Raw genomic sequence first — 20,022 nt, forward strand, 5'->3', positions numbered from 1 at the left:
AAAAACCTCCTGATGATTTTCTTGAGAACTCAGTGATTCAAAATGTTCTTTCACCCATTATTTCTTGGGGATAGTAATAAAAATCTGAAATCCATTCTCAGTTGTAATATTTATGATACCTTCAAATCCCCGAACACGTTCAATGATATTTTGAATCCCCATTCCTTCCGACGGCATATTGGATAAGTTTTGAATAAGTTCAGAAGTATAGCTGTCTATGGAACCATTATCAGAAATGATAAGCTGATACATAATTGGATGTTCCATTAGAACAATGGTAACTTTAGTTGCATTGGAATGCTTCATTATATTAGCTAATGCTTCTTTTACAATTGCTATAAAACAGTATTTTAACTTTAAAGGAGGCGGGGTATTGATGTTATAATCCAGAATCACTGGACAGAAAGAAAAATTTTTCACTAAAGTATTTATATTTGTGTATAAATCAACAGATTCATCATGGATATTGTGAATACTATTACGAATACTATCCATTCCTTCAGAGATGGAATCTTTTAATGAAGTCAGCCCTTCTTTGGTAAGTGCTTCTTTGGTTATTGTAAGTAAGGCACCTATTTGTATTAAAGATCTTGAAAGAATATGACCAATATTATCATGAATTTCTTTTGCTATCCTGTTTCTTTCATTTAATGTTGCAACATTGATCTCATAGTCCTGATTTTCAATCAGGCTTTTATTTTTCTCTTGCAGGAGTATTTCAAACTCTTTAGAAGTATCACGAAGTAAATAATATTCTCTTGAAAGTTTGGTAATCTCTGTCGTCTTATATTTTGCCAAGGCAGATAGCAGAATGAACAAACCTAAAAAGGAAAGGACAGGTACATCTAATTTATCCATATGAATATAGAAAGGTATTAAAAAGATAGTTCCGTATTTGAAATTATCCTCAATCATAATATCATATATAATTAATGGAAGATAGTATAGGAAATTAGGATAGAAACAACATAATATGGCAAATAAAAGGGTAATTCCCAGATCTACCTTAGTATTTTCAATATATGTACTGATACAGCTGAAGGTTATCACAATGATTAAAGGTACGATTGCATAAGTATCTTTTAGGGTAAATAGATAAAATAGAAAGCAGCTTATGAAAATAATTATTTTATCAAATATTTCGAACATATTAACTCCTTAATCTCATATTTTCTTGAATATAACATTTTTTTTGTAAAACAACAACTCTTTTCAAATGAAATATGACATATGTCATTAAAATATTGTGATTTTACACACTACGTTTTATTTATATTTTAAAATATAATAACGATAAATAATTTCACTTGCTCGCAAGGGTGAAATTATAACGGGATCATGAACTTGTTCATGATATAGTTTCTTTAGAGGATATTTGAAAGGAGAATTAAAATGATTGTAAGTGTTAAAAATTTAGTCAAACGTTTTGATAAAATAGTAGCCATAGACCACCTTAACTTAGAGATAGAAGAGGGAGAGATATTTGGACTATTAGGGCCAAATGGTTCTGGAAAATCCACTACAATTAATTGCATTCTATCTTTACTAAAGTATGATAAGGGCTCTATAGAGATATTTAATAAACCGATGAAGCCGGATGCATATGACATTAAGAAAGATATTGGAGTGATCTTTCAAAATGTTGCAGTATTTGATGAATTAACTGTTTATGAAAATATCTCTTACTTTTGCAGTTTGTATGTGAAAGACAGGAAAGAAGTGAAAAGATTAACGGAAGAAGCGATAAAATTTGTATCACTGGAGGAATTCACCAAGTTCTATCCTAAGAAATTAAGCGGCGGTTTACTGAGGAGACTGAATATAGCATGTGGAATCGCCCATAAACCAAAACTGATCATTTTGGATGAACCTACGGTAGCAGTAGACCCACAAAGCCGTAATAAAATCTTAGAAGGAATCAAAGAACTTAATAAACAGGGGGCAACCATCATCTATACAACTCATTATATGGAGGAAGTAGAGCAAATCTGCAGCCGAATCTCCATCATGGATAAAGGAAAGATAATTGCTACCGGGACGAAAGAAGAATTAAAAGAAATGATTTCTGTGGGGGAAAAAATTAAATTAGAAGTGTACAATATGAATGAAGAAGCAGTGAAGGAGATTAGAGAACTTTCAGGTATATTGTCTGTAAAATACGATAATAGTCTATTAACTATAAAATCCTCCAAAGGCAGGAATAATCTTGTTAGAATTCTTGAGTATTTAGGTGCCAAGGAGATAAAATTCAGTCAGGTATACACTGAATTACCTACGCTCAATGACGTATTCCTTGAGATTACCGGTAAAGAATTAAGAGACTAGGAAGGGGTGGTAGTATGGCAGTTCAAATGTATATAATAAGGATTAAATGTTTATTAAAGGATAGAGCAAATATTTTTTGGACATTTTTATTTCCGATTATTTTATCAACCTTCTTTAGTATGGCTTTTTCTAATCTTTATACTTCAGAAACTTTTCAATCGATTAAAATAGGGGTAGTGAAAAATGAATCCTATGATAATAATGAAGAATTTAAGTCAGCATTAAAAGAGGCAAGTATGTCCAAAGATAAGGATGGATCAAAGCTGTTTCATGTGACAGAAAGCAGTGAAGAAGAAGCTATAAAATTATTAGATGAGAACAAAATAGATGGTTATATTAAGATGGATGATAAGATTCAATTTTTTGTAAAAACTTCAGGATTAAATCAGACTATAACAAAATCCTTTTTAGAGAGTTTTGAAGAAAATATCAATACAGTGACTACATTGGCATCAAATAACCCGGGACAACTGGAAAACATAATAGATGATTTAAGTGATTCCTCAAATTATACAGAAGCAAATAGTGGTTCCAATCCACCTGATATGACACTTAATTATTATTATGCATTGCTTGCTATGGCCTGTCTTTATGGAGCAAACTGGGGAAATAAAGAGATTACGGAGATCGAAGCAGATCTTTCTATGAAAGGTGCAAGAATTAATATCTCACCAATGCATAAAATGAAATTGCTCATATGCAATATGTTAGCAGCTTTTACAGTCCATTCTATTGGAATTATGTTGTTGCTTTCCTATTATATTTATGGGTTGAAATTAGATTTTAGTGATAATTTTAATTATGTTATTTTGACTTGCTTAACCGGAAGTATACTTGGAATTTCCTTCGGTGGAATGATCAGCGCCATTTTAAGAAAAAAAGAAGTTCTTAAGGGCGCCATCACATCTGCAGTGATTATGTTAGGTTGTTTTTTAGCAGGACTAATGATAGTACAAATGAAATATATTATTGCCCTGAAGGCACCATTGATTCAATATATCAATCCGGCCCATTTAATCACGGATGCTTTTTATAGTTTATATTACTATGATACTCTGGACAGATTCCGCCTAAACATTGTTCTTATGATAGGATATACCGTTATTTTTAGTATTATTACTTATCTTGTAACAAGGAGGAGACAGTATGCAAGTATTTAGGCTGTATTTTAAACTATTAAACAGGTCTTTACCGACCATAGTAATATATATAATTGTATTTTTAGTAATCGTCGTTGGTTCCTCTTTAAATGCAAAACAAAATAATGAAAAAATGTTTAAAGAATCTAAAGTTGATATTGCTTTTATTAATTATGATAAAAACAGCGCTTTCATTGATGGACTAAAAGATTATCTTGGTTCAAGATGTAATTTTAAAGAGATTGAGGATTCAAAAGAAGCAATCCAGGATGCCTTATTCTTTCGAAATGTCAGTTATATAGTTACAATACCGAAAGATTTTACCGAACGATTTTTTGATGGTGAAGAGGTAAAGGTACAAAAACTAAGTGTACCTGAATCAACAGATTCGGTCTTTATTGATATGGCTATTAATAATTATTTTGATAAAGTGAAATTGTATATAAATCACTCACAAAGTTTATCAGAAGATGAAATAGTTAAGAGTGTTATGAAAGACCTATCCAGCGAAGTGGAAGTGGAATTTTATTCAAAAACAGCAAAAGAAGAGGATAGCAGTTTTTTAATAAATTATTATAATTATATTGTTTATGCCATGCTTTCGACCTTAATACTGGGAATCGGAGCTATCATGATATCTTTTACAGAACTTGATATCAGAAGAAGAAATATAGTTACTCCATTATCAATAACCAGCTTTAATCTCCAGCAGATACTTGGTAATATTACATTTACTTTAGGGCTTGATGTTATTTTGATCCTTTTTGGATTTTTCCTGAATGGTAAAGTACTGGTGAGTCAAAAATCATTATTATTTATATTAAATGCAGTTATATTTTCAATTGTATCACTTAGTATTGCTTACTTAGTCGGAATTCTTGTAAAAAGCCGTGAAGCTTCTAATGGTGTTGCAAATGTGATTGGTATGGGAAGCTGTTTTATCAGCGGCGTATTTGTACCGAAGGAACTTCTTGGAGAGAATGTTTTAAATATCGCAAAATTTACACCTGCTTACTGGTATACCACGACCAATGAAGCAGTTGGGAAATTGACGAATCATACATTAGAAAATTATACAGGGATTTTTCAAAATATGTTAATACAATTTGGATTTGCAATATCCTTTTTTGCCATTGCTTTAGTTATTAGCAAAAAGAAAAGTGTAGAAGTAATTTAAATATCAAAGACATATGAATTGTTCTCATAACTTTTAGGTAAGTTAAGGAATAATACATATGTCTTTTTATTTGTTTTAACTATTGTATAATAAAAGGCTATGTATTAAAATATTATTTGTATGCAATATACAGATTAAGTGATTTTTATCACCTTATAGAAGGATGTGCCAAATGTCGAAAAAAGATTTACATACATTTATAGATGAGATAGACTTAAAAGGAGAACTGAAAGTCATAAACTCAAAAGTTTCCAGGGACCTTGAGATTACAGAGATTACAGACCGGGTATCTAAGTCCCATGGTCCGGCTCTTTTGTTTCGAAATGTTGAGGGCTCAAAATATCCTGTACTTATGAATGCAATGGGCAGCTATAAGCGCATGAGTATGGGCCTTGGTGCCCATGATCTGGATGAGATTGGAGCACAGATAGAAGAATATCTTGACCTGGGGAATTATCTGTCAATTAAAAAACTTGTAAGAAGTATTCCAAGATTATTAAGGCTAATTCATGTATTCCCTGTAAAAAGCAGATTTAAAGGGGAATGTCAGCAAGTGATCGAGAAGGATGTTGATTTAGATACTCTTCCTGTTTTAAAGTGCTGGCCGGAGGATGCCGGAAGATTTTTCACCTTGCCGTTAGTATTTACGAAAGATTATAAAACGAAGCAGCAGAATGTGGGAATGTACCGGATGCAGGTTCTTAGTAAAACTACAACAGGAATGCATTGGCATAAACATAAGGATGGATCAGAGATTTATAAAGGATATAAAGAACGGGGTATGAAGATGCCTGTATCCGTCGCCTTAGGCTGTGATCCTGCAATTACTTATGCTTCCACGGCACCTCTTCCAAAGATGATTGATGAGATGATGTTAGCCGGCTGGCTTAGAAAATCAAATGTTAAGATGGTAAAATGTATTACCAATGATATTTATGTTCCCGCCAATGCAGAAATTGTTTTGGAAGGTTATGTGGATCCATCAGAGGAATTAGTATTAGAAGGACCTTTTGGAGACCATACCGGATATTATTCTCTTGCAGATTATTATCCCAGATTTCATGTTACATGTATTACTCACAAAAAAAATGCCATTTATCCTGCAACCATTGTTGGAAAGCCTCCTATGGAGGATTGTTATATGGCAAAAGCAACAGAACGTATTTTTTTGCCGATGTTACGGTTAATTATGCCGGAACTCATTGATATGAACCTGCCATTGGAAGGGGTATTTCATAACTGTGCCATTGTTTCTGTCAGAGGAAGATACCCAGGCATAGGGAATAAGATTATGAACAGTATCTGGGGAATGGGACAGATGATGTACACCAAATTAATTGTTGTGGTAGATGAAACAGTGGATGTACAGGATTTAGCCCAGGTTCGTGACGCTGTTTTAAACAATGTCTCTACGGAGAGCCTGTTTATTTGTGAAGGCCCTCTGGATGCCTTAGATCATTCTTCCAATAAGGCATTATATGGAAGCAGGCTTGGTATAGATGCCACCGGAATAAAAGATAAGGAAGAGAATGTCGGAAATACTTATCACATTCTCACAGTTCATAAAGAAAGACCGGGACAGGGCATGGAAGTGCTGGAACTTTACCTTAAATCTAATCCGGATAAATTTGTAATTGTTGTGGATGATGATGTGAGCCCGGATGACTTATCTACAGTAATGTGGAAAGTATTCAATAATATTGATGCAAAAAGAGATCTTGTTATGCTAGAGAATAAGATTGGAATTGATGCGACAAAGAAATGGAAAGAAGAAGGAATAACAAGGGATTGGCCAAATGATATTGTTATGTCACAAAAGATAAAACAGATGGTAAGTGAGAGGTGGAAGGAATATGGTTTTGACGAAAGTATTAGATAAATTAAAGGAATACGGTAAACTTGTCATGTTTTCCCATACTATATTCTCCTTTAGCTTTGCATTGGTATCTATGACATTGGCAGCAAAAGGATTGCCTAAAATATCCACCCTTATATGGATTTTAGTATGCTTTATGGGTGCCAGAACTGGTGCAAATGCAATCAATCGTGTGATAGATGCAGAAATCGATGCCAAAAATCCCAGAACTGCCAACAGGCAGATTCCAAAAGGTGAGGTCAAGAAAAAAGAGGTAGTTATATTTACATCGATTTGTTTTGCAGTTATGTTATATGGTGCATACAAGTTAAATACAATCTGTCTCTTATTATCACCCATAGCTTTGTTTTTGATGATTATTTATTCTTATTGTAAACGTTTTACTTACTTGTGCCATCTGGTATTAGGAATCACCTGTGCCTGTGCACCAGTAGGAGCCTGGCTTGCCATAACCGGAGAACTTACCTTAATACCATTGTTTATGGGTGCAGCAAATACATTATGGGTTGCCGGATTTGATATTATTTATGGATCTCAGGATTATGAGTTTGATAAAGCCAACAATATCTATTCTATTCCTTCAAAATTTGGAGTGAAGAATGCTTTATATATTGCCATGGCTTTTCATATTATTACATTAATCTGTCTTGTTATTATAGGGATTTTATCCCCAGAACTGGGAATCACCTATTATATAGGAATTGGATTAATTGCGGGATTATTCACAACAGAATACATTATTATCTCGCCAACGAATTTGACCAATGTTAATATTGCTTCCTATAGTGTAAATCAACTTGTGAGTATTGTATTATTAGTATTTGGCTTATTAGATACTTTATTTTTATAATTGACATACTATATTAATTAATCGCTTGAAAGGAAATTGAAAATGAAAAAAATTAGAATTTTACTTATATTAATCGTGGCAGCATTCTTATTTACAGCCTGCGGCAATAAAGAAACTGCCGATGTGAAGAAAACAGCACTTACTGAAGGTTCAACTACTTCAAAACAAGTACTCCGTATCGGTATGATGTCTTCCTCAGATGTTATCCCATTTGTGCTTATAAAAGAAAAAGGACTAGCCGATAAGTATAATATTGAATTGGATCTGCAACTATTTACATCTGCAGGCGAAAGAGATGCAGCTTTCCAAACTGGTGAATTAGATGGTGTATTAACGGATTATATCGGTGTCTGCATGTATCAGAATGCAGGCTTTGATGTTCGTATAACCGGTATTACTGACGGTGACTTTATCCTGATGGCAGGTAAAAATACTGAAATTAATAATATAGATGATATTATTGGGAAAAGCATAGCCATATCACAAAATACTTTAATTGATTACACATTAGATCATATTTTATTAAATAATAATATGAATAGTGAAGATGTAGTAAAAGAAATTATTCCAAGAATACCAGACAGGCTTGAACTATTACGTAATGATAAAATTGATCTTGGATTAATGCCGGAACCATTTGCTACTCTGGCACTTAATGATGGGGCAATTAAGTTAGGAAGTGCTAATGAATTTGGTCTATATCCTGCAGTTTCTGCGTTTTCAAAGACTGCTATTGATGAAAAAGAAGAGGCAATCCGTAATTTATATATTGCTTATAACGAAGCGGTAGACTATATGAACAACACACCAATTAAAGAATATGAAGAGACTGTAATAAAATCCGTAGGATATCCGGAAGAGATGATTGGAAAGGTAGAAGTGAAAGCCTTTAGAACAAGTAAGTTACCAGCAGTTGAAGAAGTGGAAGATGCGATTAAATGGGCGAGTGATAAAGGATTATGCAGTGATACACTTACTTATGATCTTTTGACTTATGATGTTTATTAAAAGGATTTGCTGAATACGTGGTGAAAAGAATGCTTTTTTTGGATAATGTAAATATTCAATATAAAACTAAAAATGAAACGTGGGAGGTAATTCAAAACCTCTCTTTGCAAATAAAGCAAGGAGAGGCTTTGATTATTTTAGGTTCCTCCGGATGTGGGAAATCAACCCTGATCAATGCTTTAGCGGGTACCATTCCCATTGAGAGCGGATATATAGAATTTGTGAAAGATAATGATAGAAAACCTTTAACACCAAAAAATCATACCATTGGATTCATTCCTCAAAACTGTGGACTATTACCATGGAAAACAGTAAAAGACAACTGTTTATTACCTCTTAAGATTCATCATAAAAGAGTGGATGAGAAGAAAAAGCAGGAGATAATAAAAATATATGAGGCTTTAAATATATCCCATTTATTAAATAAATATCCCAAAGAACTTAGCGGTGGACAAGTACAAAGAGCGGCAATTGCAAGGGCGTTTATAATGAAGCCGGATTTATTATTAATGGATGAACCATTTTCAGCACTGGATGCAATTACCAGGGAAGAAGCGAGAGAATTATTTCTGAATGTTTGGAATCAAAATAAAGCTACAACCATATTGGTTACTCATAGTATAGAAGAAGCTCTTTATCTTGGAAACAGAATTGCAGTAATGGGAACAGAAAAGGGAGAAATGAAATATTTCATGGATAATCCTTACCTTGGAAAATCCTATCCGGATGATACAAATTATTTGAATACGAAACGATTATTGAGAGATATGCTAAAGGTAGAAGAAAGGAAGGAGACAGTTGAATAAAATAATTCGAAATCTTAAGTTATTTATACAAGGTTTTCTTTCTATTAATTTAATATGGTTCATTGGCTATCTGGTATCTGATACCACGGTAATTCCAAACCCTATATATGTATATAAGAATTTTGGAAATATATTAACAGATCATATGATGATACATATTCTTTATAGCTTAAAAAGAATTGGGATTGGACTACTCTTATCTCTGCTTGTTGGTATTCCAATTGGAATATTAATGGCATATTCACAAAAAATAAACAGGATATTATATCCATTTATTTATTTTGGTTATCCAATTCCTAAAACAGCATTATTGCCTATTGCGATGCTTCTCTTGGGAATGAGGGATGGGTCCAAAATCGTTATTATGTTTTTGGTGATAGTATTTCAAGTGATTGTATCAGTAAGAGATAGTGTATATAATATAGATAATGTTTTATATCAGGTGATTCAAAGTAATGGAGCAAGCAGATGGCAGATGATATGGCACGTTACATTACCTGCAATTTTACCTCAATTACTTACAAGTGTACGTGTTTCCTTAGGTGCAGCAGTCTCCATTCTTTTCTTTGTAGAAGGTTATGGGACCACTTATGGAGTAGGGTATTATATTCAGGATGCCTGGTCAAAAATTAATTATGTTGATATGTATATAGGAATCATTACAATCTCAATTATGGGCTTTTCTTTATTTGCTTTGATAGATTATGCATCGGATAAACTATGTAAATGGAATCGATAATAAAAGACACTGGCTTTTGTTTATATGAATTTTGATCCTCATATAATGAGAGAGGGGTATTTCTTATAAGAAATACCCCTCTCTCATTTTTAGTACCTTTTACAGTGGAAGGAAGAAAAATACATATGTACAACTTAATATGTACAACTTTGAAGAGATAAGAAAATATACCAAAATATTCATAGAAAATAAAGAATTATAGTATATAATGCATATAAAATAATTATGTATGTACAGGTTTTGAGAATAAAATTAAAAAAAACTAAAATATGTGTTGACAAGTTTGGATTTGTAATATATATTATAACTATAGAAAAGAGAAAAAAGTTATAATAATATGTTAAAATGCACATATAAAAATTGATAATTTTCTCAAAATGTATTGGATAATATATGAAACTTCAATAAATAGTGGGTTTGCAGTAGGCGAATTAGTGAATACGTACAACTACATGCTTGATGCATGAATTGTAAATACAAGTTGCTTATGGCGGTAGAACATGGAGATGAAATGCCGCGAATTAAAAGGGAGGAAACAAAAATGAAAAAAGCTATCAAAAAGGTTCTGGGTGTAATGCTGGCAGCTACAATGATTTTTTCTTTAGCTGGATGTAAGAGTCAAGATGCTCCTACAACGGACACGTCAGGTACTGCAGAAACCAAGCAAGAGACGGATACAGCAGATACCGCAGAGAAGACGGAAAGTAATGGTAAAAAAGTGGGTGTTGCAATGCCTACCCAATCTTCACAGAGGTGGATTCAGGATGGTGCTAACATGAAATCCCAATTGGAAGCACTAGGATATGAAGTGGATCTCCAATATGCAGAAGATGATGTTCAAGCTCAGGTTGCCCAGATAGAAAACCTAATTAATAACGGAGCAAATTGTTTAGTAGTAGCAGCTGTTGATTCCTCAGCATTGGTAAATGTACTTGGTGAGGCAAAAGCAAATGGTATTCCGGTTATTGCATACGATCGTTTATTAATGGATACAGATGCTGTTTCTTATTACGCAACATTTGATAATGAAGGTGTTGGTGTTGCAATCGCAACTTATATTGAAGAAAAAATGCAGCTTGCTACCGCAAAAGATGAAGGAAGAACATATAATATAGAATTCTTCATGGGTTCCCCAGATGATAATAATGCAGTATTCCTGGATAATGGTATACATAAAGTGTTAGATAAATATTTAGAGAGTGGTGTTTTAAAGTGTCAATCAGGACAAACAACATTTGATAAAACAAATACACTTCGCTGGAGTCAGGAAACTGCTCAAAAACGTTGTGAAGATATTTTATCAGGATATTATGCAGACGGAGAACATCTTGATATTGTAGCCAGCGCATTTGATGGTTTAAGCTATGGTGTAGCAGCTGCATTAACAGGTGCTGGTTACGCTCCTGGAGAAGGATGGCCACTAATTACAGGACAGGATGCAGAACTTATGGCTACGAAAAACATCATTGCCGGAACACAGGCAATGTCTATCTTTAAAGATACAAGAGTATTAGCAGAAAAAGCAGTTACAATGGTTCAGGCAGTTCTTGAAGGCAAGACACCTGAAATCAATGATGAAACAACTTATAATAACAACGTTATTACTGTTCCTTCATATCTATGTACTCCTGTTCCTGTAGATAAAGATAATTATGAAAAAGAATTAGTTGATTCTGGTTACTATAAAGCGGAAGACTTAAAATAATCAACTGGCATTTTGCAATGAAAAGGTGGCAACTTGTTTGTCACCTTTCTTAGATAAAAATGAAAGGAGCTGAATAGAATGTCTGACATAATTTTGGAAATGAACCACATTACAAAAGAATTCTCTGGTGTGAAAGCTCTCGATGATGTAAATCTTAAAGTAAAGCGGGGAGAAATTCATGCATTATGCGGAGAAAATGGTGCCGGTAAATCTACTTTAATGAATGTATTGTCCGGAGTTTATACATATGGTTCATATTCAGGAGATATTATTTACAATGGAAAGGCCTGCCAGTTTCACTCTATAAAGGATAGTGAAAGTAAAGGAATCGTAATAATTCATCAGGAGTTAGCCCTAAGTCCATACCTTTCCATAGCTGAGAATATTTTCATAGGCAATGAGGTTACTTCGGCAAAAGGAGTAATAGACTGGACCAAGACAAGACAGAAAGCAAAAGAAATGTTGGCGAAAGTGGGTTTGGAGAATGAGAATATAAATACTCCGGTAAATTCTCTTGGAGTTGGAAAGCAGCAATTAATAGAAATTGTTAAGGCACTTGCTAAGAAGGTGGATCTATTAATATTAGATGAGCCAACAGCAGCACTTAACGATGAAGAAAGCAAACAATTGTTAGAAATTATGCTACAGCTTAAAAAACAAGGGATTACATGTATTATCATATCCCATAAATTAAGTGAGTTAAGTTATGTTGCAGATTCTATTACGGTTATCCGTGATGGTAAGACTATTGAAACCATGAATAAAGAAACAGATGAGTTTACGGAAGACAGAATCATTAAGGGTATGGTTGGAAGGGAATTAACCAATCTTTACCCAGCAAGGGAAAGCAACATAGGTGATGTTATGGTTGAAGTAAACAACTGGAATGTTTATCATCCAGACGATGAACACAGACAAATAATCAAAAATGTTTCTTTCCAGGTTCGAGCAGGAGAAATTGTTGGTTTTGCCGGATTAATGGGAGCTGGAAGGACAGAACTGGCAATGAGTTTGTTTGGTAAAGCTTATGGTCAAAAAATAACTGGTGAATTTAAGAAAAAAGGAGAGGTGCTTCACTTAAATAATGTTAGAGAAGCCATTAAGAATAAAATTGCATATGTTTCTGAAGATCGTAAGAATTTTGGATTAATTCTGATAGATGATATAAAACAAAATATGACATTAGCCGCATTAAGAGAATATTTCTCGAAAAAAGGCGTTGTGAACAAAAATGAAGAGATTGTTACAGCAAAGAAATTTAAGAAATTAATCAATGTAAAGGCCAATTCCATTGAACAGACAGTAGGGTCCCTATCTGGTGGGAATCAGCAAAAGGTAGTTTTGGCTAAATGGATGATAACTGAACCTGATGTTCTGATTTTGGATGAACCAACCAGGGGTATTGATGTAGGTGCAAAATATGAAATCTATTGTATCATCAATGATTTAGCAAAGGCTGGGAAAGCAATTATATTTATTTCATCAGAAATGCCAGAAATCATTGGCATGTGCGACAGGGTATATGTCCTGAATGAAGGAAAAATTGCGGGAGAACTAGATAAGGAAGATTTATCCCAAGAGAAGATCATGAAGTGTATCGTAACACATAATGGGAAGGAGAATAACTAATGGAAAAGAAAACGATTAATATAGATATGAAGCAATATGGCATGGTTATTGCCATGATAGCCATCTTCTTTATATTTAATATTTTATCAGCAGGGAAAAATGCAACGCCAATGAATATTAATAACTTAATTATGCAAAATAGTTATGTGATAATTTTAGCAGTTGGTATGTTGCTATGTGTTTTAACGGGTAATGTTGATCTGGGAGTTGGTTCGGTTGTTGCTCTTACTGGTGGAATTTGTGCAATTTTCGTATTGGATTACGGTATGCCGATCCCTCTTGCTTTTCTTGTTGTAATTATAATTGGTATCTTAACAGGTATGTTCGCAGGATTTTTCATAGCAGCCCTTGGAATACCGCCTTTTATCGTAACATTAGCAACCATGTTAATGGGACGTGGTCTTACATATGTGGCACTAAAAGCACAAACCAAAGGACCACTGCCAACTTCTTATACACAGATTGGTGCAGGGTATCTGCCTGCAATTAGTATTGGTCCAAAGGAAGCTCCAATTGATCTGCTAAGTATCATTGTCGCCATAGTTGCAACATTACTTATTATATTTTTTGAATTAAAATCTATTAAGACAAAAAAGAAATATGGATTTGACACGATACCAATGTGGCAGACGGTCATTAAATTAATAATAATTATGGCAATCCTATGGTTCTTTATGGTAAAATTAGCAACATATAGAGGAATGCCAATTGTATTAGTTCTAATAACAGTTCTGATTGGAATTTATCACTTTATTACAAGTAAAACAGTAGCAGGGCGCCAGGTATATGCATTAGGTGGTAATGCAAAGGCTGCAAGATTATCAGGTATAAACACGAAGAAAGTTTTTTTCTGGGTTTATACGAATATGGGACTTCTTAGTGCGATAGCAGGTATCGTTTTATCTGCCAGAAATGCATCTGCTACTCCTAAAGCTGGTGATGGGTTTGAAATGGATGCGATTGCTGCTTGCTATATTGGTGGTGCAGCAACTGCTGGTGGTATCGGAACAATTATTGGAGCGGTAGTAGGTGCTCTTATCATGGGTATCTTAAATAATGGTATGTCCTTAATAGGCTGGTCAACAGATATTCAAAAAGTGGTAAAAGGCTGTGTTCTTTTAGGTGCTGTTACTGTGGATCTGGTTTCAAAGCGTAAAAATAATTAATCTTAAGTGAACAGAAACTTGATGTTTTGTGGGAGGAAATATTAATGACAGGAAATATACCGAAGTATATGGAATTGGTGAATTGGGTAAAAGAAAAAGTGGAAGCAAAAGAGCTTAAATCAGGGGATAAATTATATTCTGAAAATGAATTAAGTTCTATGTTCTCCATGAGCAGACAGACGGTACGTCATGGTATAAGCAAGTTAGAGCAGGAAGGAATTGTTGAACGTATTCAAGGCAGCGGTACTTATATCTGTAATAAATTTAAATATGACAATCCCAAAACATTAAATATTGCAGTTGTAACTACTTATGTAGATCGATATATTTTTCCTAACGTAATAAAGGAAATGGAGAAAGTAATCTCTGGGGCCGGGTATTTTACTCAGATAGCTTTTACTTATAACACTCTTGAAAGGGAATCTTCAATATTACAAACGTTCCTTAATAATAATATTGTGGATGGAATTATTGTAGAACCAACAAAGAGTGGAATTCCTAACCCTAACATCGAGTTATATCATGAAATTATAGATAGAAAGATTCCTACTATTTTTATTAATAGTTATTATCCAAATCTTGACCTGCCCCATGTAGCTATGGATGATACCAAAGCTGGATTAATTGCAGTAAATCATCTAATAGAACTTGGGCATACGAATATAGCGGGTATCTTTAAAGCAGATGACAGACAAGGACATTTTCGTTATTCTGGATACGTAAACGGATTATTAAATGCCGGTTTAAAAATTCATGATGATAATATTGTTTGGATTGATACAGAAGATACAAATCATATGGAAGATAATGAGCAAAGAATTCTAAAGAGATTAAAAGGCTGTACCGGATGTGTTTGTTATAATGATGAAGTTGCGGTATCGGTGGTGGAAATATGTAAAAAGAATAATATTAGTATACCGGAGCAATTATCCATTGTTAGTATAGATGATTCTGATATGGCTGCAAGGTGTGATGTTCCATTGACTTCAGTCGCATATCCAATTACAGAATTAGGGAAAAAATCAGCTCAAAATCTTCTTTATTTAATAGAGGATGACAGATTCGATGCCAACTATGACTTTACCCCGACACTAACAATCCGTAATTCTGTGAAAAAATTATAAATATTAATTCATGATATTTGTGGAGGCATTTGGCTATGTTAGGGGGGCATGCAAATGACAAAAAAACATATATCAAACAATGACATTAAGAAACCAGGAAAAGTAAAAATATTAAAAAGAGATAGGGATAAAGAATTAAATATAAAAAAAGTAACCGGTTAAAGTTTCGAATTCATTACAATTGGAAGCGGTTGAAGTTTTAAATGTAGCTGCAGAAAGATTAAAATCTGATGCCAAAAATTTAGAAGATACGGTTTCGGTGTTTAAAATTCAGTAATAGCTATTTGTCTCATTGATTTCCCAATGTTGTAATTTATTTAAAGGAGGATAAGTATGTTAAAAAACAAAGAATATAAATTCTGGTTCGCTACCGGATCTCAAGCTTTATATGGAGACGATTGCTTAAAAGAGGTAGCAGAACATTCTAAAATTATTGTAGATGGATTAAACAAATCTGGTATTCTGCCTTTTGAAGTAGTATATAAACCTACTCTAATTGATAATGTGTCTATTCGAAAGACATTTAATGATGCGAATGGAGATGAAGAATGTGCAGGTGTTATTACCTGGATGCATACATTTTCCCCGGCAAAATCCTGGATTTTAGGATTACAGGAATATAGAAAGCCTCTTCTTCACCTACATACACAGTTCAACAGAGAAATACCATATGGTACGATAGATATGGACTTTATGAATACGAATCAATCTGCCCATGGGGATCGTGAATATGGTCATATTGTCAGCCGTATGGGAATCGAGAGAAAAGTGGTAGTAGGATTTTGGAATGACAAAAGTGTGCAGGAAAGAATTGCTGATTGGATGAGAACTGCAATTGGTATTATGGAAAGCAGCCATATACGTGTTCTTCGTGTAGGTGATAACATGAGAAATGTTGCAGTTACAGAAGGGGATAAGGTAGAGGCACAGATTAAATTTGGCTGGGAAATAGATGCTTATAATATTACGGATATTGCGGAATATGTTAGCCAGGTTTCAAAAGGAGACACAGAGGCATTAGTAGAAGAATATTACAGCAAATATGAGATTATCTTAGATGGAAGAGAACCGGCAGATTTTAGGAAACATGTAGCAGTTCAGGCAGAGATTGAACTTGGTTTTGAAAAATTCTTAAGTGAAAAGAATTATCATGCCATTGTTACGAATTTCGAGATGCTTTCCGGATTAAAGCAGCTTCCGGGTCTTGCAATCCAAAGATTAATGGAAAAAGGTTATGGCTTTGGTGGAGAAGGTGACTGGAAGACAGCAGCCATGGTCCGCTTAATGAAGATTATGACTCAGGGAATAAAAGATGCAAAGGGTACTTCATTCATGGAAGATTATACATATAATTTAACTCCTGGCAAGGAAGGGATCCTACAGGCACATATGTTGGAAGTGTGTCCAACAATAGGGGATGGTCCAATTGGAATCCGTGTCTGCCCATTATCAATGGGTAACAGGGAAGATCCGGCACGTCTTGTATTTACCTCAAAACCTGGTAAGGGAATTGCAACTTCACTCATAGATATGGGGAATCGCTTCCGCTTGATTATTAATGAAGTAGAATGTTTATCTCAGGACATTTCTATGCCAAATCTCCCAGTAGCATCAGCATTCTGGAGACCGGAACCAAATCTGGCAACTGGTGCAGAGAGTTGGATTTTAGCAGGTGGTGCTCATCATACAGCATTTAGCTATGACTTAAATTCAGACCAAATGGGTGACTGGGCAGCAGCGATGGGAATCGAAGCAATTTATATTGATAAAGATACAACAATTAGAAACTTGAAAAATGAATTAAGGTGGAATTGGGTCGCTTATAAATAAAGTGGGGGTGATATCATTGAAAAAATATTCAATTGGGGTAGATTATGGAACCCAATCTGGTAGAGCAGTATTAGTTGATGTTACAACTGGAGAAATTGTAGCACAGGCAGTAAAAGAATATACCCACGGAGTAATGGATGAATTTTTACCGGATGGAACGAAATTAGGTCCTGACTGGGCATTGGAACATCCCAAGGATTATCTGGAAGTACTGGAGACTACGATTCCTGCGGTCTTAAAGGAAACCGGGATAAAGAAAGAAGATGTGATTGGTTTAGCAATTGATTTTACAGCTTGTACAATGCTTCCTATTGATAAAGAAGGAATTCCTCTTTGTTTTCGTGAGGAATTAAAGGGTGTACCACATGCGTGGCTGAAACTCTGGAAACACCACGCTGCCCAGCCACAAGCAAATAAATTAAATCAGATAGCGAAAGAGAGAGGGGAAGAATTTCTGGCCCGTTATGGTGGAAAAATATCTTCTGAATGGATGATTCCAAAAATTATGCAGATATTAGACGAAGCCCCGGAAATCTACAGGATGACAGATCGATTTATTGAAGCAACCGACTGGGTTACTATGATGCTTTGCAAAGAAGAAAAGAGAAATAGCTGTACCGCAGGATATAAAGCACTTTGGCATAAACAAAAGGGGTATCCGTCCAAGGAGTTCTTTAAAGCCCTGGATTCAAGACTTGAAAATCTGGTAGAAGATAAGTTAAGTAAGGATATTTATCCATTGGGACAAAAGGCTGGAGAATTGACAGAAACTATGGCTGAAATGACTGGCCTTATGCCTGGAACAGCAGTGGGTATTGCCAATGTAGATGCTCATGTAGCAGTTCCTGCTGTTGGTATCACAGAAGCAGGAAAGATGCTTATGATTATTGGTACTTCTACTTGTGACATTTTACTGGGAACGGAAGAAAAAATAGTTCCCGGCATGTGTGGAGTAGTAGAAGATGGAGTCATGCCGGGATTTTATGGGTACGAGGCAGGTCAGTCCTGTGTAGGTGACCATTTTGAGTGGTTCGTGGAACAATGTCTGCCTAAATATGTCTATGAGGAAGCAGAAAAAACAGGTGTGGGAATACATCAGTATTTAACAGAGGAAGCTTCCCGGTTAAAAGTGGGAGAAAGTGGATTAATTGCTCTTGACTGGTGGAATGGCAACCGTTCAGTATTAGTAGATGTGGATTTGACCGGTATGATTTTGGGAATCACTCTGACTACCAAACCCCATGAAATATATCGTGCATTAATTGAAGCGACTGCATATGGGAAAAATATGATTATTGAAACTTTTGAAGAGGCAGGAATTCCCATCAATGAATTGTATGCATGTGGGGGTATCTCATGGAAGAACAAAATGATGATGCAAATATATGCAGATGTAACGAATAGACCAATTAAAATATCCGCATCTGAACAGACACCGGCACTTGGTGCAGCTATGTTTGGTGCTGTAGCAGCAGGAAAAGAAAAGGGTGGATATGAAACCATATTTGATGCAGCAAAGGTTATGGGAAAAGTAAAGGATAAAGTATATATACCAATTCCAGAAAATGTTGCAGCTTATAAGCAGTTATATACTGAATATAAAAAGCTCCATGATTATTTTGGACGTGGAGAAAATGATGTGATGAAGCGTCTAAAAGAGATGAAAGCAATTGTAAGGAAATCATCAAGTAATTCAGCAGGATGAAAGAACAGGCAGAAAGAGTGATTATTAAATGCCCAATTATATTCATTAGCGAATAAGAAAGGAGCTGCCATGTTAGAAGAACTAAAAGAAATTGTATATGAAGCCAATATGGAACTTCCCAAAAGGGGACTGATTACTTATACTTGGGGAAATGTGAGTGGTTTTGACAAAGAAAGTGGATATTTTGTAATAAAGCCAAGTGGTATTGACTATGATTCCATGATGCCTGAAGATATGGTAGTGATGAATTTGAATGGAGAAAAAGTAGAGGGAAAATACAAACCGTCTTCTGATACTCCGACACATATAGAACTTTATAAGAAATATCCTGACATCGGTGGGATTGTACATACTCATTCTTCTTTCGCAACTTCATGGGCTCAGGCAGGAAGGGATATCCCACTATATGGAACTACTCATGCAGATTATTTCTACGGTGAAATACCTTGTGTAAGAAGCTTGACTCATGATGAAATTAATAATGAGTATGAAAAAAATACGGGGCTGGCAATCATTGAAACACTGGGGAAAAAAGGAATGAATCCTTTGTATACGCCAGGTATCCTTTGCACCAATCATGGCGCATTTACATGGGGAAAAGAACCATTGGAAGCAGTACATAATTCAGTAGTTCTGGAAGAAGTTGCAAAGATGGCTTATTATACTGAAAGTATCAATTCCAATGTAAAACCGGCACCAAAGGATATTGCCAACAAACATTTCTTTCGTAAGCACGGAGAAAACGCATACTACGGACAAAATTAATAAACAGAGAAGACAAAAGAAGTTACTATTTTTAAGTAAAGGGCACAATTCTATAAAGTAGAATTGTGCTTTTTTGGTAATTTTGATAAATTCATCTGTGCATATTGATTTATTATGTTAAGGGAATATAATATAATTTATACATAAAAAATAAATAGAAATCTATAGTTGGGAGAAA

General features: G+C 34.5%; 16 protein-coding genes. 15 read left to right on the plus strand and 1 reads right to left on the minus strand.

From position 1 onward, the window contains the following. Positions 1–57: 57 nt before the first annotated feature. Complete coding sequence (locus EDD66_RS03530; protein ID WP_123608184.1) at positions 58–1,149, minus strand: sensor histidine kinase; 1,092 nt, start codon at positions 1,147–1,149, stop codon at positions 58–60. A gap of 243 nt (positions 1,150–1,392) precedes the next feature. On the opposite strand from EDD66_RS03530, the gene EDD66_RS03535 reads away from it, so the two are divergent. The 15 genes from EDD66_RS03535 to EDD66_RS03605 all read left to right on the plus strand — a co-directional run bounded on the left by EDD66_RS03535 (position 1,393) and on the right by EDD66_RS03605 (position 19,844). Beyond that, positions 1,393–2,325 carry an ABC transporter ATP-binding protein gene (locus tag EDD66_RS03535; protein ID WP_123608185.1) on the plus strand — a complete coding sequence of 311 codons (933 nt, stop codon included), beginning with the start codon at positions 1,393–1,395 and terminating at the stop codon, positions 2,323–2,325. Positions 2,326–2,339: 14 nt separating this feature from the next. Continuing rightward, positions 2,340–3,485: an ABC transporter permease gene (locus tag EDD66_RS03540; RefSeq protein ID WP_123608186.1), complete on the plus strand. Its 1,146-nt coding sequence runs from the start codon at positions 2,340–2,342 to the stop codon at positions 3,483–3,485. Continuing rightward, complete coding sequence (locus EDD66_RS03545; protein ID WP_123608187.1) at positions 3,472–4,641, plus strand: ABC transporter permease; 1,170 nt, start codon at positions 3,472–3,474, stop codon at positions 4,639–4,641. The genes EDD66_RS03540 and EDD66_RS03545 overlap by 14 nt, the downstream gene beginning before the upstream one ends. A gap of 172 nt (positions 4,642–4,813) precedes the next feature. After that, positions 4,814–6,520, plus strand: a complete 1,707-nt coding sequence (locus EDD66_RS03550) for a menaquinone biosynthesis decarboxylase (protein WP_123608188.1) — start codon at positions 4,814–4,816, stop codon at positions 6,518–6,520. Then, the gene (locus EDD66_RS03555) at positions 6,495–7,367 is read left to right on the plus strand and encodes a UbiA-like polyprenyltransferase (RefSeq protein ID WP_123608189.1); all 873 of its coding nucleotides are present in this window, start codon (positions 6,495–6,497) and stop codon (positions 7,365–7,367) included. The genes EDD66_RS03550 and EDD66_RS03555 overlap by 26 nt, the downstream gene beginning before the upstream one ends. Positions 7,368–7,409: 42 nt before the next feature. Continuing rightward, on the plus strand, positions 7,410–8,375 hold the full coding sequence (locus EDD66_RS03560) for an ABC transporter substrate-binding protein (RefSeq protein WP_123608190.1): 966 nt from the start codon (positions 7,410–7,412) through the stop codon (positions 8,373–8,375). A 29-nt stretch (positions 8,376–8,404) separates the two neighbouring features. Beyond that, entirely contained in the window at positions 8,405–9,181 is a 777-nt protein-coding gene (locus EDD66_RS03565) for an ABC transporter ATP-binding protein (protein WP_123608191.1), read from the plus strand. Next, positions 9,174–9,920: an ABC transporter permease gene (locus tag EDD66_RS03570; RefSeq protein WP_243115289.1), complete on the plus strand. Its 747-nt coding sequence runs from the start codon at positions 9,174–9,176 to the stop codon at positions 9,918–9,920. The genes EDD66_RS03565 and EDD66_RS03570 overlap by 8 nt, the downstream gene beginning before the upstream one ends. A gap of 541 nt (positions 9,921–10,461) precedes the next feature. Continuing rightward, positions 10,462–11,625 (plus strand): multiple monosaccharide ABC transporter substrate-binding protein, encoded by a 1,164-nt coding sequence (chvE, locus tag EDD66_RS03575; RefSeq protein ID WP_123608192.1) that lies wholly within the window; start codon positions 10,462–10,464, stop codon positions 11,623–11,625. A 78-nt stretch (positions 11,626–11,703) separates the two neighbouring features. Next, positions 11,704–13,254: a multiple monosaccharide ABC transporter ATP-binding protein gene (mmsA, locus tag EDD66_RS03580; protein WP_123608193.1), complete on the plus strand. Its 1,551-nt coding sequence runs from the start codon at positions 11,704–11,706 to the stop codon at positions 13,252–13,254. After that, positions 13,254–14,420 carry a multiple monosaccharide ABC transporter permease gene (mmsB, locus tag EDD66_RS03585; protein WP_123608194.1) on the plus strand — a complete coding sequence of 389 codons (1,167 nt, stop codon included), beginning with the start codon at positions 13,254–13,256 and terminating at the stop codon, positions 14,418–14,420. The genes mmsA and mmsB overlap by 1 nt, the downstream gene beginning before the upstream one ends. Before the next feature lie 44 nt (positions 14,421–14,464). After that, on the plus strand, positions 14,465–15,544 hold the full coding sequence (locus tag EDD66_RS03590) for a GntR family transcriptional regulator (protein WP_123608195.1): 1,080 nt from the start codon (positions 14,465–14,467) through the stop codon (positions 15,542–15,544). Positions 15,545–15,877: 333 nt separating this feature from the next. Next, positions 15,878–17,374 carry an L-arabinose isomerase gene (gene araA, locus EDD66_RS03595; RefSeq protein ID WP_123608196.1) on the plus strand — a complete coding sequence of 499 codons (1,497 nt, stop codon included), beginning with the start codon at positions 15,878–15,880 and terminating at the stop codon, positions 17,372–17,374. Between the two features lie 7 nt (positions 17,375–17,381). Further along, positions 17,382–19,079 (plus strand): ribulokinase, encoded by a 1,698-nt coding sequence (araB, locus tag EDD66_RS03600; RefSeq protein WP_334295105.1) that lies wholly within the window; start codon positions 17,382–17,384, stop codon positions 19,077–19,079. 69 nt (positions 19,080–19,148) lie between these two features. Then, positions 19,149–19,844, plus strand: a complete 696-nt coding sequence (locus tag EDD66_RS03605) for an L-ribulose-5-phosphate 4-epimerase (RefSeq protein ID WP_123608198.1) — start codon at positions 19,149–19,151, stop codon at positions 19,842–19,844. Positions 19,845–20,022 lie beyond the last annotated feature (178 nt).

Origin of the sequence: Mobilisporobacter senegalensis, from assembly GCF_003752155.1 — a bacterium.
GTDB lineage: Bacteria > Bacillota > Clostridia > Lachnospirales > Lachnospiraceae > Mobilisporobacter > Mobilisporobacter senegalensis.